Consider the following 15,830-nt stretch of genomic DNA (forward strand, 5'->3'; position numbering starts at 1 on the left):
AAGTGCGTGGAACCTATCGAAAGAGGAGGCAAGTGTGATGGAGGAAGGAGGGCACGATTCTGGTGTGGAGTGCGCCCCCTCCAACTCGCGGGGTTCCCACGGACGTGGTGACGCTCAGCTGGGATCCTGCGGGTCCGTCTCCGACCTACTGGCCCGACAGGCTCGTATATACCCCACCCGGATCGCGTTGACCGACGGTGCACGGGTGCTCAGCTACCGCGTACTCGACGGCCTCGCGAGTCACGTGGCGGATCGGCTGAGAGCCGGAGGCGTCGGACGCGGCGAGCGCGTGGTGCTCGCAGGTGCACGGGACGCTCGCATGTTCGCCCTGCTGTACGGCGCGTTCCGGGCGGGCGCGGCAGCGGTCTTGGTGAGCGATGGATGGGATGCCCGGGAACTGTTGCGGCGCTTGGACGCGGTCACCGCGAGCCGGGTCGTGACCACCGACCCCACGGTCGAGATACCCGGCGCGGTGCCCGTGGAGTTCTATGACATCGATGCGGTGTCAGCCACCGATCTGCCTGATCTGCCTGATCTGCCTGATCTGGCCGATCTGCCCGATCAGGACGCCGATCCCGGTACCGCCGGGGAGTTGGCGTATCTGTCCTTCACCTCTGGTTCGGCCGGCCGGCCCAAGGCCGTCGCGGTGAGTCATGCCAACGCTCTCCACTACGCGTTCTCGCTGCGGGAGCGGCTCGGCTTCATGGAGGCCGACGAACCGTGCATGGCACATGTGACCCCATTGGCCGCGGATCTGGGGCACACCGCCTGGTTGCTCGCGTTGGCCACGGCGGGGCGCGTTCACGTTGTTTCGGACGCGCTGACGCGAGAACCGCAGCAGTTCTGGCGCTCGTTGTGGGAGGCGGGGGTGTCGTGTGTGAAAACCACGCCCTCGCACCTCATGGCCCTGCTCGAAGCCCGCCCGACATCACAACCGCGCATTCCCACGCTGATCCTGGGCGGTGAGTCGCTGTCGCGATCCCTTGCCGCCGACCTCCTCGGCAACGATGTGGCCGGACGCGTCGTCAACCACTACGGACCGACCGAGACGACCGTCGGAGCCACGTGCTTCATCGCCTCGGACACCACGGACATGCCCGCGGAAGAGGCGACGGTTCCCATCGGCACCCCCATCGGCGCGGCCACGGTGCGCATACTCGATCCGGAAGGCGGGGAGGAGCGCGGCCAACGGCCGGGTGAACTGCTCATCGGCGGGGCGGGAGTAGCTGTCGGCTACTACAACCAGCCCGACACGACGGCTCGCCACTTCATCGACCATCAGGGCGACCGCATGTACCGTACCGGTGACGTCTGTCGGCGCCGCGCGGACGGGAACCTCGTCTTCATCGGCCGATCCGACCGCCAGGTCAAGATCCGTGGCTTTCGGGTTGATCCTTCGGAGATCGAGCGGGCCATCGACAGCCATCCGGATGCGCTGCAGTCGGCGGTGATCGTCCGCAAGGCCCCCGCAGGCGATCAACTGTTCGCGGCGGTACGGGTTTCCGGCAACCGCCCCCCTCATCACATCGTCGATCCACTGCGTACGTATCTGCGGGGCCTGTTGCCGGAGCACGCGGTGCCTGCCCAGATCATCGCTGTGCGGCGTTTCCCGGTCGGCCCGAGCGGCAAGCTCGACACCGCGTCCCTGTCCGCGAAGGTGAACGAGATCATCGAACAGCGCGCCCGAGCACCGGTCGCCGCACTCGGCGGGACACCGCGTCGCGACACCGCGGACCTGGCGGAGGACCTGGCGAAGCTCTGGTCGGATGCGCTCGGCATCTCCGGACTCGGCACGGACGTCGACGTCTTCACGCTCGGTGGCGACTCGATTCTGGCGATGCGCACCGTCGCGTTCCTCCGTCGTCGCGGATGTGACATCACCGTCGAGGACGTGTACCGGAACCCCACCTGCACGCTCCTCTCCCAGGCAGCCCGCCGGTCCGGCGAGACTCCGCTCTCGCCCTCGCCGAGTTCCGCCGGTGACCGGACGTTGGCGCCGCCACAGCGATGGTTCTTCCGGCAACCCATCCGGGAGCCACACCGCTGGAACCAGACGGTCGTGCTGCTGTGCCGCGAGTCGGTCGACCCACCCGCGCTGTCCGAGGCCATCGTGGCGGTGCTGCACAAGCATCCCGTGCTGCGGCAACCGATCGGTGCGGCCGGCCCCATCGGCGATCCTCGGCGCGCGCCGGACTTGAACGTTCTGACCTTCTCGTTTCTGCCCGCAACGCCGACCGAGATCAGCGCTGCCGTGAACGAGATGGGCGGCGCCCTGCAAGACGGCCTGGACCTGGAGGCCGGGAGGCTCGTCCGGGGACATCTGTTCATCGGCGGTCGTGGCATCGACGACCGGCTCGTGATCACCGTGCACCACCTGGCTGTGGACGGCGTGTCCTGGCGCATCATCTTCAACGATCTCGCCGCGGCATACGCGCAGGCACGGGCAGGGCAGACGCCGCGCTTCACCTCGTCGGGTGACTACTACCAGTGGGCGAAGATCGTGACGCCGTCGCGCACCGCGGACCTGAGTCCGCGCACGGTGCCACGAGCCGGCGGCCACGCACCGCGACCGGCCGCGCTGACCTGGGGGCTGGACGAGGTGGCCACCACCGTTCTCACCGCGCGGTGCGGGCAAGCACACGACCTGGAGGCAGTGTTGCTCGCCGCGTTCGGCGATGGCCTCAGGACGTGGAGCGCCCAACGCGAGGTGACCGTCGAGGTCGAGACGCATGGACGGGACGAAGCCGACTACATGGATACCGTCGGTTGGTTCACCGCCGTCAAGCGGGTGAGAATCGACCTCGTCGGCGCGGACGAGGCCCACGACCGCACGCGGGACATCGAGCGAGGCGTCCACCAGGCGCCGCAACTGCCGATGGATACGGCAGGCCCCCGTCCGAACGTCGGCTTCAACTTCCTGGGAACCTTCCGCTTGCCGGAGGAACAGTCGTTGCGGTGGACCGTCGCCACCGAGACGGCAGGCGCCGCACGCTGTCCCAGTGGTGATCCGCTCTACGATGTCCGGCTCACGGCTCGTATCATCCACGGCAAACTCGTGACCGATCTCGTGTACGACGAGTCGAAGGTTGCCGCAGACCGGGCGGAAGGAATCTTCACCGCCTTCAGCCACGGAGTCGCGGCACGGGCAGGTCTGGCCGAGGTCCCCCCACTCGTGGTCTCGCCGATATCCACCTCCGGAGCGGTCCTGCACCTGGGCACCGTCGCCCAGCAGCAGCCGCGCCTCGAGGCGGTGCACGAACCGGTACCGGTGCTGCTGACGGGAGCCACCGGTTACCTGGGGGGACATGTGCTGACCGAGTTGGTCAGCCGAGGCGCCCATGTGACGTGCCTGGTCCGTGGCGAGCGGGACGAAGCCATGCGGCGCGTCGAGCCGCTCCGCGGAGCCGTGGACATCGTCGTCGGTGACATCACCGAGGAGAACCTGGGACTGTCCCAGGCGGAGGCCGCAACCGCTCGCGACGCCCGGGTGATCGTGCACGCGGCGGCGGATGTCCGACTGGTGGCCCCACCCGCTGAACTGGAGCGCACCAACACCGAGGGCGTACGCCGCCTCCTGTCGTGGATCGACGCGGGGCGGGCGGATGTGCGGCTGCACCACGTCTCGACGCTGGCGGTGGCCGGTCACGTCGACGGTTCCGTGCGTCGCTTCAGCCAGGCTGATCTCAGCATCGGGCAGTCCTTCCGCAACCCGTACGAGCGCACGAAGTACGACGCGGAGGAGCTGATCCGGTCCTGGACGGCGCAGGGCCGTCAGGTGTACATCCACCGCAGCGGCCATGTTGCGGCGCACAGCCGAACCGGCGCCTTCCAGCACAACATCGACAACAATCGGATCTACCAGATCATTCACGACTACGTCCAGGCCGGCGTGGCGCCGCACCGGCCGTCGGTGACCTTCGCCTTCTCCCACGTCGACACCGTTGCGGCAGCGATGACCGCGATCGCACTGCATCCGTACGCCGCTCCGGGCGTGTACCACATCGAAACACCGCACGAAGTCCACCATGACGAACTCGTGCGGTGGCTCGTCGACTACGGCTACCCCGTGCGTTTGGTGGACGAATCCGCCTTCGGCGCCACCACCGGACTGGCCGCACTGTGGTCCCAACTCGAGAGACAGAACGTCGTCATCGAACGCACCCGCACGGCCTCGGCGTTGGAGCGGCTGGGTGTGCGGTTCGCCGAGCCCACCCGCCAGTGGTGGTCCGCCGCACTGGACTGGGCGGTCGACGTCGGTTTCCTCCCGCCGCCGCACGGCGCGGATTCAGCGCAGTTCTCCGCCTGACCGCAATCGCGAAGAAGTGAGGGTAAAAGGTGGCACAACTGTCCCCGGTACTCAAACAGGCCGTACCGATCGTGGCGACGCGGGGCGAGGGCATGTACCTCTTCGACGCCGACGATCGCCGTTTCCTCGACTTCACCGCCGGTGTGGGAGTGACCAGCACGGGGCATTGCCATCCCCGCGTCGTGGAAGCCGCGCAAGCCCAGGTCGCGAAGCTGATCCACGGACAGTACACGACGGTGCGACACGAGCCGCTGCTCGCGCTGACCGAGCGGCTCGGCACGGTGCTGCCGGCGAACCTGGATGCGCTGTTCTACGTCAACTCCGGCAGCGAAGCGGTCGAAGCGGCGCTGAGACTCGCCAGGCACGCCACGGGCCGGCAGAACGCCGTTGTCTTCTCCGGCTCGTTCCACGGCCGGACCATGGGGGCCGCCGCGCTGACCACGGCGGGCACCCGGTTTCGCGCGGGCATCGGTCCCCTCATGCCCGGCGTGGCCGTGGCACCGTTCCCGCACGCGTTCCGCCTTGGCATGACCCAAGAGCAGGCCGTCGCTTTCGCATTGCGGGAACTGGACACCGTTTTGGCCAGCGAGAGTGCGCCCGAGGAGACAGCGGCGTTCTTCGTTGAACCGGTGCTGGGCGAGGGCGGCTACGTCCCCGCTCCACCCGCTTTCCTCGCCGGACTGCGCGAACGCGCCGACAGACACGGAATCCTGCTGGTGCTGGACGAGATCCAGACCGGGGTCGGCCGCACCGGAAGATTCTGGGCACATGAACACAGCCCTGGCACGACACCGGACGTGCTGGTCACGGCGAAAGGGCTCGCCAGCGGCTTCCCCCTGTCGGCGATCGCGGCCTCCGCCACGGTGATGGAACGCGCTTGGCCGGGGTCGCAGGGCGGCACCTACGGCGGCAACGCGGTGTCGTGCGCCGCCGCGCTGGCCACGCTCGACGTCATCGAGGACAACAAGCTCGTGGACAACGCCGCGCGGCAAGGCAGCAGGCTGGTCGAGGGGTTGCGCGGTGTCGCCGCCGAGCACTCCGCCATCGCGGATGTCCGCGGACTGGGCCTGATGGCTGCCAGCGAGTTCTGCCATCCCGACGGCTCACCGGACCCCGCGACGGCGCGGAGTGCTCAGCAGGCCGCGGCGGAACTCGGCCTGGTGGTGCTCACGTGCGGCGTGCACAGCAACGTGGTCAGGATGATGCCGGCCTTGATCGTCACAGCCGGGCAGATCGACGACGCGGTGGCGGTGTGGTCGCGGGCCGTCGCGCAAGCCCTGCGGGCGACGAGGGCGGGGGGCCATGAATAAGGCCAAGCCGCCGCTGCCCTTGCCCTCATTGGAGGCCAGTTGCCGGCAGTACCTGCGGGCGGTCCGCCCGCTGCAGACCGATGAGCAGCACCGTAGGACGAGCACGTTGGTGGAGAAGCTCCTCACCGGGGACGGGCCCGCTTTGCACGAAGCCCTGGCGGCGTGGGGCCGGACCACGGGATCCGGCTGGCTGGAACCGCTGTGGGTGGAGACGTACCTGGAGGACCGGCGTCCGCTGCCCGCATGCCAGAGCGCCGTCCTGGTGCCAACCCAGATCCTCCGGCCGACCGGTGTCGGCTACGCCCGGTGGGTCGCGGCCGTGGCGCTCGCCGCGGTCGAGTACACGCTGCGGGAGGGGGAAGACGACCACGGCGACCCCGCACTCCTCCGCGCGACCCGGATACCGGGACTCAAACGCGACACCATCGCCGACCATCCCGCATCCGATTATTTCGTGGTTCTGCGCGCCGGCCGTATGCACCGCGTCCGCGCCCGATGGGGCAGTCGAGGCCCGCATGAGCTGGAAGAGATCATGAAGGAGATCCTCCGGCTTCCGCCCGCCACGCATACGCCGATCGCGGCGCTGACCGCGGCGCGGCGAACGGAGTGGGCGGTGTGGCGGGACGTCCTGGTCGACAGTGGCCCCCACAACGCGCACGTTCTTCAGACGGTGGAAACGGCGATGTTCGTGCTGTGCCTCGACGACGCCGAGGGACAGAGCGTCGCGGAGGCCGCTCATCGCTTCATGGTCGGCAATCCAGCCAGTCGGTGGCACGACAAGGCGGCGCAGATCATGCTCGACCTCGACGGGCGCATCGGCTTCAGCTTCGAACACTCCCGCGGGGACATGGCGAGCTTCCAGGCGCTCACCGCACATGTCCGGGAAAAATCTCCGGAAATCGCGGTGGCCCCGCAGGGCGGCCGGTCCGATGTGCGGCGCGAGGAACTGTGCTGGGACGACGTCGGCCCCGTGTTGGAGCGGGCCGCGAGCAAGGCGCAGCAGTTCGCCTTGGCACAGGAGAGCAGATTGACCACGGTTGCCGCCCGTGTGGAGAACGCGGGCACGGAGACCTGTGGGCTCCTGGCCGACGCCGTTGTCCACGTGGCGGCACAGTTGGCTCACGTCGGGCTACGAGGAAGGCCGGCCTGGGCGTACCAGCCGGTTGACATGTCGCGCTATGCGGGCGGTCGGATCGAAGTGATGCGGCCGGTGTCGCCGGAGATGCTCGAGTTCATCCGGCTGGAGGGTGAGAACGCGTCCGCGGAGGACCGGCGCGCGGCCCTGATTCGTACCGCCACCGAACATCGCCGTCGGCAGACCGAGTGCATAACCGGCTCGGCTTCGGAGCGTCACCTCTTCGCGTTGAAGACATTTGGCGAGCACATTTTTGGTGACCATGCGGAAATGTTCGACGACGTTGCATGGGAGCGACTGCATTCCCGGCTCGAGCTGTCAACGACCTCGGTGCCGAGGATGGGGGTTGTTCCCTTCAGCCCCGGTTCGGTCGACGGTTACGGATTGGCCTACGACATCGGATCGACCGGGATCTTCTGCACTGTGATCACTCAAGAGAGCAGTGCTTCGGACTATTTGGTCACGCTGGCCAACGAAATCAACAGGGTCGCGGCGTTGTTGCACAACCGGAGGTGATGTGCTTTGTTCACCGAACAGGATACGGAGCAGTACTACGACCACAAGGACGATCTGTACAGGTCCTTCTGGGATCCGGCGGGAGGCTTGCATTACGGCTACTTCCCCGATCCAACCGCTGAGCGGTCACAGAGCACAGCCGAGCAGCTCCTCACCGCCTTCCGCGACTGGGATGAGGAGTTGCTCGCGCGGAGCGGGATCACCGGGAGCTCCACCGTGCTGGACGTCGGTTGCGGAAACGGCACCACGTCGGTCTGGCTGGCGCGGCACACCGGGTGTCAGGTGACCGGCATCGACCTCAGTCAGGTCCGGACCGACAACGCACGACGCCTGGGCGAGACGAATCCCGATGCACGGGTGACGTTCCGAAAGGCGTCCGCGACGGACATCCCGTACTCCGACGGGGCGTTCTCGCACGCGTGGAGCCAGGCCACCCTCTACCACGTGCACGAGCGCTCGCGTGCGCTCGCGGAGGTGCACCGCGTGCTCCGGGACGACGGTGTGTTCGCCTTCGACGACCTCACCACGCCGCGAACGCCGGTCGGCCCCACGTCCCAGCGGCTCATTTACGATCGCCTGCTCTTCGAGCCGACGTTCAGCGCGGAGCAGTACGTCGCGCGCCTTGCCGGTGCCGGATTCGAGGTGGAGGACACCATCGACCTGAGCCGGCATCTCAAGGGCACCTACGAGCTGCTGGTGAAGCAGGTGACCGCATTGGCTCCCGAACTCGCGGTCCCGTACCAGGCCATGATCGACGGGATCGACGCGGGAGAAGTCGGATGGTCCGGCTTCACATGCCGAAAGGTGGCCCGACATGCCGCGTAGCGTCGATGAACTCCTCTCCTGGATCTATGAGCCGGTGGAGCGCGACGTCCTCGCGGAGAAGTACGACACATGGGCGTCCACCTACGACGACGACCTTGGGGCCGGCTATCGCGTCTCACCGATCGCGGCCGCACGCGCTCTCGCTCGCGCACTCCCCGGTCGGGACAGCCGTATCCTCGACGCGGGTGCAGGCACGGGATTGTGCGGAGAGGAACTGCACGAGCTCGGCTGGACGAACGTCGAAGCGGTGGACATGTCCGCCGAGATGCTCGCGGTGTCACGTCGCAAAGGTGTGTACCGCGACTACCACCGCTGCGACTTGGAGGAGGACGCTGAATTCTTCCCGGCCGCGAGCTTCGACGGAATCGTGACCACGGGCGTCATCACGCGCAACCACGCGGGACACCGTTCAGTGCGCAACATGGACAGGTGGTTGAAACCGGACGGGGCCGTGGTCGTCGCGATCCTGCGGGACTACCTCGAGTCACAGGAAGAACTCCGTGAAGTGTTTACGACGGTGCCTTGGACCCTCGAAACGGTCAATACCGTCACGATCTTCGACTCCACCGAAGTCGGCATCTACACCTACCGCAAGAGGAAGCCAGGACCCCAGGATGCGGAACGCTGAGTCCCCCGCTACCAGGCGGGGCCGACGCTGCGCTCGACTGCCTGCGCACGCGATGGAGCACCTTTTCGCACCCTCCGACCGGCGGCCACCCGGGTCACCGGGCGGGCGCGGACGGTGGGGTGGTCGCTGGTGTGGCCGGCGCTGGTCGAGACCAGGCCGGCCTGCGGCAACGCCCGGGGCGCGCTCGACGTCGCCCTGGGCGACCAGCCTCCGATCGGCGCGGCGCCGACCCTGATCTTCCCCCTCACCCGCGCCGAGGTGGCTGGGTGCTGGTCCGCGCCGAGCCGGCCGCGGGCACGCGGGAGCGTGCGCCGGGTTGGCCCGACATGCTCGACGCCCTCGGCCCGCGCGGGTGTCGCCGGCGTGGTCGCCCGGTATCCGGCCACCACGGGCGAGGTTCTCTCGACGACCGTCCGATCACCCTTCTTCCTGCCCCGAGACGACCATCGGAGTCGTAGCATGTCCGACGTACTGCGCTGGACCGTGTTCGCGGTCTTGGCGCTGATCATCGTGCTTGCCACCGCGCGCCTCGGTGCCTGGCTGGCCCGGCTGCTGCGCCAGCCGGAGGTCGTCGGGGAGATCTCCCTCGGCCTGCTGGCGGGTCCGTTGCTGGTGTGGGCGGGAGGAACCGGGCTCCGCCACGTTCTGTTCGGCGACGGCAGATGGGATGCGCTGAACCTGGTGGCGCACGGCGGGCTCGTACTGTTCATGGTCGGCGTCGGGCACGAGCTCACATCCGGTGCCACCGCACCGAGGGCACGCCCGCTGGTGAGCACGGCGATCGGCGCACTGCTGGCGCCCGCCGCGCTCGGCGTGGGCATGGCCGTGTGGTTGCAGGGGCAGGGCAGCGCCTTGCGCGGTACCGCCCCCACACCGGCCTTCACCCTGGTGCTGGCGGTCTCGCTGAGCGTCACCGCGGTGCCGGTGCTGGCCAGGATTCTCATCGAGCGTGGGCAGGTGCACACCGCGGCGGCGCGGCTGGCCCTGGGCGCGGGAGCGCTGATCGACCTCGTCGCCTGGGCTGTGCTGGCGCTGGCCATCGCCATCGCCGGTGGTGGGTCGGTGCCGGCGGTGCTGGGTCGGATCGGCACCCTGCTGAGCATCGGACTGCTCGCCGCGCTGCTGGCGGTCGCGCTGCGCCGGGTCCCCGGTGGGCGGTCCAGGACGCTGAGCGCCGTGCTCATCGGGGTGGTCGCCCTCGGATTGTCGTTGGTGGCCAAGGTGTTGGGCGTCAACGAGATTCTGATGGCCCTGGCGCTGGGGCTGGCGATTCCCCACGACGGCCGCGGGGGTGCGTGGTGCGCCGCGGTGGAGCCGGTGACGCGGGTGGGCCAGGCGCTGGTGCCGGTGCTCTTCTTCGTGACGGGTACCGGCGTGTTCACCTCGGAGATCGACGTCCTGCCGTGGCTCGCGACCGGGGTCGCGCTCGTCCTCGCCATCGTCGGCAAAGTCGGCGGCACCTACCTCGGTGCCCGCGCGGGCGGCTGCTCCCCGCACGCCGCGCTGGAACTGGGGGTGCTGCTCAACACGCGCGGCCTGACCGAACTGGTCGTCCTGCAGGCCGCCTACGCGGCGGGGATCCTGCCGCCCGCCCTGTACCTCGCATTGGTGCTGATGACGCTGGTGACCACTGCGATGACCGGCCCCCTGCACGCCCGCATGACGCGTGGCGAGACGGCCGGGACCGAAACGACCGGGACCGAAACCACCAGGACCGAAACGACCGGGGCCACGACGACGAAGCGGGAGACAGCGGCATGAGCACCGAACACGCACCCACTGCGGCCACCCGGCACATCGGACTCGATCCGGTGCGCGCGGCGCCGGCGAGCTATGGCGAGGTGCTGGCGCTGCCCTCGATCCGGGCGCTCTACGGGGTGGCCTTCGCCGCCCGATTACCGCTCACCGCGACCAGTGTCGTGCTCACGCTGCACGTCGCGGTGGGCCACGGTCGCGGGTTCGCCGTGGCCGGGATGGTCGGCGGCGCGTTCGCCGGAGGCATGGCGGTCGGCGCCCCGGGGTTGGGCCGGATGGTGGACCACTTCGGGTTGCGCCCGGTGCTCGCGCTGTGCGGGTGCGCGGATGCGGTGTTCTGGGGCGTCGGCCCGTTCCTGGACCCCAGGTGGCTCGCTCTCGCCGCCATCGCGGCGGGGGCGTTGACGCTGCCGGCGTTCTCGGTGGTACGCCAAGCGCTCGGGGCCATGACCACCCCCGCGCACCGCCGCCCCGCGTTCGCCCTGGACGCGATGTCGGCCGAGGTGTCCTACATCGTGGGGCCGGCCCTCGGCAGCGCCGCGGCTCTCACTCTGCCGACGACGGTGGCGATGTGGCTGGTCGGCGGCGGGTTCCTGGTGACCACGCTCGCGCTGTGGCTGCTGGACCCGCCCACACGCGACCTGTCCGGGCCCGGCGGCACCGCGGCCGCGCCCCGCGTGCGGAGCTGGCTGGGCCGCCCCATGGTCGCGGCGCTCGCCGGGGCGGCGGCGGCGATCCTGCTCCAGTCGGCCACCGAGTTGTCGGTGGTGGCCACGCTGACCGGGCGTGGCGAGACCGGGTGGTTCGCGCTGACGAACGCCGTCTGGTGCGCGGCGTCCCTGGTCGGCGGCTTCCTGTACGGCGCCGCAGCGCGCCCGCTTCCGCTGCCGGTACTGCTCGGGCTGTTTGCGGCCGGGCCGGTGCCGGTGGCGCTCGGCGGACCGTGGTGGTTGATGACGTTGCTACTCATGCCCGCCGGATTCTTCTGCGCGCCCGCACTCGCCGCCGCCGCCGAAAGAGTCGGGCGGCTTGCCCCGGACGCGGCCCGCGGGACGGCGACGGGGCTGCACAGTTCGGCGATCATGGCCGGAGGGGCGGTCGCGGGCCCGCTGACCGGTGTGCTCATCGAAACCGCCTCCCCGGCGGTGGCGATCCTCGCGGCCGCCGGAGCCTGCGCGCTCGTGGCGGCGCTGGCATCGATCGCGGACCGTGGTCCCACCGGGCCAGTGGGGCGACGCCCGCACCGCTGATCCCCGTCCCTTTCGATACGGGCCGAACTCGAGCGTGCGTCCCCTGACCGGTGGCAGGAGCGTTCGTCCCGGGCCGGGGCCGCGCCGGCAGCGAAGTGACGGCGCGATCGGTTCCCCGAGCCCTGCGCCCGGCGCAGGGCCGCTCCACGTTCACTGACGGGTCTCCCCAGCACGCGGGCCAGTGGCCCCAGATGCTCGGGGGGCCCGTCGGTGTCACTCGGTAGAGCGCCTCCGGTCAGGACTGGGGGCGGCCACCGTGGTGGGCTCCGTCCTTGCGTCGGGCCTTCCTCTTGCGACGTCGGTTCGACGACATGTCGACTCCTCTCCAGCGATACTTTCGCCCCATCCGCACCGATCACATCGGCGTCTCATTCCGTGATCATGACGCGCGGACCAGCTGCACCACTCGTCATCCTGTCTCGTGACGCACCTCCACGGCCCTCCCTCCGGCGCGGTCGGAGCCTCCGGCTCGGCGGTTCGATGCCTGCACCTCGTCCTCGATGACGCGGACCGGGAGCTGAACCGGGACGCCACACACTCCCGCCGCCCCGGCCGGCCCCGGCCGTACCAAGGCCCTGGTCACGGGCCGTCATCACCCATTCGGCCCCTCCAGGCTGCCGCCGGGTGCCGGAGAGGACAAAGTGGAGCCGTGGCGCGGCCCGCCGAGCGCACAGGCGCCGGCCTTATCCCTGCGGCCATCGGGTCCCTCCCACCGGCCCAGGCAGGTCAGGAGACCGCTCATGGCAGCAGGAGCGAGCAACATCACCGCGAACGCCGACTGGGGCAAAGCAAACTTCAACGACATCTACGACTGTCCCGACCCACGCCCGTACTTCGCAACCCTGCGATCCCTCGAGTACCAGATACCCCACCATGGCCAGGCCGTCTTCCAGGCACTGGCCCACGCCCTACGCTGCCTTCACCCCGACCGGACGCCACTGAACGTGGTGGACCTGTGCTGCTCCTACGGGATCAACACAGCTCTCCTCAACCACCGTGTCACTCTGCCGGACCTGTACACCCGGTACACCTCCCACCACCTCTCCGCCCTGCCGACCCGGCACCTCGCGGCCGAGGACCGGACCTTCTTCGCGGAGCGCCGCCGCCCGGAAGCCGCAACGGCCACGGGCATCGACTCGGCAGCCCGAGCCGTCGGATACGCCCGCGCCGTCGGCCTGCTCGACCACGCCTTCGCGGAGAACCTCGAAGTCACCGAACCCAGCCCCGCCCTGCGCCGCACACTGGCGGGCACGGACCTCATCACCGTCACGGGCGGCGTCGGCTACGTCTTCACCCGCACCTTCACCAGGCTTCTCGACTCCATGCCGACCCCGCCGTGGGTCGCGGCTTTCGTACTGCGCACCGTGCCCTACCAGCCGATCGCCGATCTGCTCGCCCGCTCGGGGCTGGTGACGGAGAAACTGTCCACCCGCACCTTCCGGCAGCGCCGCTTCGCCAACAGCGCCGAACGACACGCGGCGTTCGACACCCTGGCTGCGAACGGACTGCACACGGCAGACAAGGAAGCGGACGGCTACTACCACACCGACCTGTATGTCTCCCGGCCCGCTCCCGACATCGCGGCGCTGCCTCTCACACGCCTGCTGTAACCCGAGGCGCGACGGCGAACCGTCGGTGCCCGGCAGGAACACCGGCGCTGACGCCGGCCCGACATCCCCAATCCGCACCTGCTGATCAACGACGCCAACTCGAAGAAGCACCCGTCCACGGCCCCGACCCGCTCCACCTCGCCCCGCTCCGCGAACTCCCGTATGCCGCTGTGCCGGTCAGCTTTGGGGAAGGGTCGCCGTTGGCGGCTCCCGGGAGCGGAGGCAGCAGGCTCCGGGCGGCGTTCGCTGTCACAGCCAGCCGTTGCGGCGGAAGGCCCGGTACAGCAGTCCTGCCCCGAGGGCCATCACGGCGAGCGCGCACGGGTATCGGCGGCTTCTGGTCGATCGGTGCGGGGTTGGCGGAACGACTGGTGCCACCGGCCTCGGTCGGCAGGGCTACTGCTGTGATCTTCTCTGCCGTCCCGCTGGGATCCGTCCTCGGCGTGCCGACTGGCACCCTCATCGGAGATCTCGCCGGATGGCGAACGGCCTTCACCCTCATGGGAGCGCTGACGGTCGGCGTACTGATCATGCTGCTCTTGCTCGTGCCGCCGCTTCCTCCGGTCCGGGACACACGGCTGGGCGTCCTGGGCGGCATGCTCCGCAGCGTCAGCATCCGCTTCGCGCTCTTGCTGACGTTCCTTGTTGTGCTGGCTCACTTCGGCACCTACACCTACGTGACACCATTCTTGGAGCAGGTCACCCACGCCAGTGGCGGTCTGATCACTACATTCTTGCTGCTCTACGGTGCCGCCGGGATCCTCGGCAACTTCCTGGGCGGCGCCTGGGTGGCCCGGTATCCCCGGACCATCTTCGGGCTCGCGGCCGGACTGATCGCCACGGTGACCCTCCTGCTTCCAGCGCTGGGCCGCTGGGAGACCGGCGCAGTGATACTGCTGATCGTATGGGGCATGGTGTATGGCGCCGTGCCAGTCGCGTCGCAGACCTGGTTCTCCAAGGCCGCACCGCATGCCCCGGAAGCGGCATCGGTCCTGTTCACCGCCTCCTTCCAGGCAACCTTCTCTATTGGTGCACTCGTAGCGGGAGTCATCCTGGACCGCACCTCTCCATCCGCGGTCATGCTGTTTGGCGGATGCACCGCGGTTCTCATGGTCCTGGCAGTAGGGGCTCGCTTCGCCCAACGCCTCACCGGTCCGGACTGCGAGGAGCGATCCTGAACGCATTGAAACGCGCCCACAGTTGCTTCTGTCGAACGCTTGCCACATCGTCCCTCACCCCTGCTGCTTGGTCAGCCACTGACCATTCGGCTCATTGTGTTAGCCGTTCTGAGAGCTCGTAAACTGCTGCCCCTGGAGCTGAGGTTCGGCTCGGGCCAGAGCTGCTGGCGGCGGCTGGAGTGGTGGCGCCGCGGCCGGGCGCGCCATCATCGGGGTCCCGGTCACGGAAACGCCGCGACCGGGACCCCAGGATCAGCTACCGCGGAAGGCGCCCGACCGCCGCTAGTTCCGGTACCGGAACACGATCCGGCCGCGCGTCAGGTCGTACGGCGGGAGCTCCACCAGCACCCGGTCTTCCAGCATGATCTTGATGTAGTTCTTGCGGATCTTCCCGCTGATGTGCGCGAGCACTTGGTGGCCGTTCTCGAGCTCCACGGTGAACATGGCGCTGCGCAGGCACTCGACGACCTTGCCCTCGACTTCGATGACGTTCTTGTTCTTCGTCATCGCACCAGCTCCAGGTTGCTGCTCATCGGCCGGGCGCCGATGCCCTCGAACAGCGCCGAGGCTGCTTGGTTGGACTCCTGGACTTCGGTCCGGGCCGCGGGGAACCCGGAGCGGTGCAACGTCCCCAGCGCGTGGGCCAGCAGCGCCCGCGCGATGCCGCGGCGCTGCTCGCCGGCCCGGACCGCGACCAGCCCGATACGCGGCCGGCTCACCGTCACCACCCGGATCAGACCCAGGTAGCGGTCCGGCGCCGCGGCCACCGCGTACTTCGACGGATCGACGATGGTGTCGCCTTCGGGGCGGGGAATTACCTCCGCGGGCATCGACTTCCACCCGACCGTCGCCGCGACTTCGTCACGGATCGCGCGGTCCACCGCCCGCAGCAGACTCTCGTCCGCCTGACCGGCGGGCACGATCGTCACGCCCGAAGGCAGCAGGACTGCTTCGAGCCCCGTGCCCCGCGGGTCGGTCGGCACGACGTACTCCCACTCGCGGCGCCCGATCGTGAAACCGGCCCGCCGCCAGCCGGCCGTCAGCTCGACGTCGGCTTCGTCGACCACCGTGTACAACGGCGCTGGCAGTTCCGCCAGCATCGCCTCGGCGAGCCGGTCGAAGGTGGCGTCGTGCCAGGCGTCGATGCTGACGAACAAGCGTCCGTCGGGCCGGTGCTCCGCATGCCCGCGGCCAACCACCAGGTCGTCATCCAGTGCATGCCATTGCCTGTCCGCAACGCGCGTGATCATCACCGCGTTCTCGCTCAGGCCAGATGTGAAAGGCTTCGTGTTCATCGGAGTCTCCTTCCAGGAGTGC

At 69.1% G+C, this 15,830-nt stretch carries 10 protein-coding genes and 1 pseudogene; 9 read left to right on the top strand and 2 right to left on the bottom strand.

The window, feature by feature from the left end; genetic code table 11:
- Nucleotides 1-37: 37 nt before the first annotated feature.
- The 9 genes and pseudogenes from HUT19_RS02135 to HUT19_RS02175 form a co-directional block, all read left to right on the top strand.
- On the top strand, nucleotides 38-4,306 hold the full coding sequence (locus HUT19_RS02135) for an AMP-binding protein (protein ID WP_176186375.1): 4,269 nt from the start codon (nucleotides 38-40) through the stop codon (nucleotides 4,304-4,306).
- 29 nt (nucleotides 4,307-4,335) lie between these two features.
- Complete coding sequence (locus HUT19_RS02140; protein ID WP_176178793.1) at nucleotides 4,336-5,616, top strand: aspartate aminotransferase family protein; 1,281 nt, start codon at nucleotides 4,336-4,338, stop codon at nucleotides 5,614-5,616.
- Nucleotides 5,609-7,267: a choline/carnitine O-acyltransferase gene (locus HUT19_RS02145; protein ID WP_176178794.1), complete on the top strand. Its 1,659-nt coding sequence runs from the start codon at nucleotides 5,609-5,611 to the stop codon at nucleotides 7,265-7,267. The genes HUT19_RS02140 and HUT19_RS02145 overlap by 8 nt, the downstream gene beginning before the upstream one ends.
- Nucleotides 7,268-7,273: 6 nt before the next feature.
- Nucleotides 7,274-8,092 carry a cyclopropane-fatty-acyl-phospholipid synthase family protein gene (locus tag HUT19_RS02150; protein WP_176178795.1) on the top strand — a complete coding sequence of 273 codons (819 nt, stop codon included), beginning with the start codon at nucleotides 7,274-7,276 and terminating at the stop codon, nucleotides 8,090-8,092.
- Nucleotides 8,082-8,720 (top strand): class I SAM-dependent methyltransferase, encoded by a 639-nt coding sequence (locus HUT19_RS02155; RefSeq protein WP_176178796.1) that lies wholly within the window; start codon nucleotides 8,082-8,084, stop codon nucleotides 8,718-8,720. The genes HUT19_RS02150 and HUT19_RS02155 overlap by 11 nt, the downstream gene beginning before the upstream one ends.
- 459 nt (nucleotides 8,721-9,179) lie before the next feature.
- The gene (locus HUT19_RS02160) at nucleotides 9,180-10,481 is read left to right on the top strand and encodes a cation:proton antiporter (RefSeq protein WP_176178797.1); all 1,302 of its coding nucleotides are present in this window, start codon (nucleotides 9,180-9,182) and stop codon (nucleotides 10,479-10,481) included.
- Nucleotides 10,478-11,725 (top strand): MFS transporter, encoded by a 1,248-nt coding sequence (locus HUT19_RS02165; protein ID WP_176178798.1) that lies wholly within the window; start codon nucleotides 10,478-10,480, stop codon nucleotides 11,723-11,725. The genes HUT19_RS02160 and HUT19_RS02165 overlap by 4 nt, the downstream gene beginning before the upstream one ends.
- A gap of 740 nt (nucleotides 11,726-12,465) precedes the next feature.
- Complete coding sequence (locus HUT19_RS02170; RefSeq protein WP_176178799.1) at nucleotides 12,466-13,335, top strand: hypothetical protein; 870 nt, start codon at nucleotides 12,466-12,468, stop codon at nucleotides 13,333-13,335.
- A gap of 326 nt (nucleotides 13,336-13,661) precedes the next feature.
- Nucleotides 13,662-14,513 (top strand): annotated as a pseudogene (locus HUT19_RS02175) (MFS transporter); the annotation flags it as partial.
- A 282-nt stretch (nucleotides 14,514-14,795) separates the two neighbouring features.
- On the opposite strand, the gene infA reads toward HUT19_RS02175, so the two are convergent.
- Together infA and HUT19_RS02185 are read right to left on the bottom strand one after the other, a co-directional pair.
- Complete coding sequence (infA, locus tag HUT19_RS02180) at nucleotides 14,796-15,020, bottom strand: translation initiation factor IF-1 (RefSeq protein WP_010981942.1); 225 nt, start codon at nucleotides 15,018-15,020, stop codon at nucleotides 14,796-14,798.
- Nucleotides 15,017-15,808 (bottom strand): N-acetyltransferase, encoded by a 792-nt coding sequence (locus HUT19_RS02185; protein WP_176178800.1) that lies wholly within the window; start codon nucleotides 15,806-15,808, stop codon nucleotides 15,017-15,019. The genes infA and HUT19_RS02185 overlap by 4 nt, the downstream gene beginning before the upstream one ends.
- Nucleotides 15,809-15,830: the final 22 nt, after the last annotated feature.

It is taken from the genome of Streptomyces sp. NA02950, from assembly GCF_013364155.1.
Taxonomy (GTDB): Bacteria; Actinomycetota; Actinomycetes; order Streptomycetales; family Streptomycetaceae; genus Streptomyces.

Bases quoted from the DNA above. Each gene is read 5' to 3' on its own strand.
- HUT19_RS02135 (WP_176186375.1), top strand. From the start codon at position 38: ATGGAGGAAGGAGGGCACGATTCTGGTGTGGAGTGCGCCCCCTCCAAC.
- HUT19_RS02145 (WP_176178794.1), top strand. From the start codon at position 5,609: ATGAATAAGGCCAAGCCGCCGCTGCCCTTGCCCTCATTGGAGGCCAGT.
- HUT19_RS02155 (WP_176178796.1), top strand. From the start codon at position 8,082: ATGCCGCGTAGCGTCGATGAACTCCTCTCCTGGATCTATGAGCCGGTG.
- HUT19_RS02160 (WP_176178797.1), top strand. From the start codon at position 9,180: ATGTCCGACGTACTGCGCTGGACCGTGTTCGCGGTCTTGGCGCTGATC.
- HUT19_RS02165 (WP_176178798.1), top strand. From the start codon at position 10,478: ATGAGCACCGAACACGCACCCACTGCGGCCACCCGGCACATCGGACTC.
- HUT19_RS02170 (WP_176178799.1), top strand. From the start codon at position 12,466: ATGGCAGCAGGAGCGAGCAACATCACCGCGAACGCCGACTGGGGCAAA.
- infA (WP_010981942.1), bottom strand. From the start codon at position 15,020: ATGACGAAGAACAAGAACGTCATCGAAGTCGAGGGCAAGGTCGTCGAG.
- HUT19_RS02185 (WP_176178800.1), bottom strand. From the start codon at position 15,808: ATGAACACGAAGCCTTTCACATCTGGCCTGAGCGAGAACGCGGTGATG.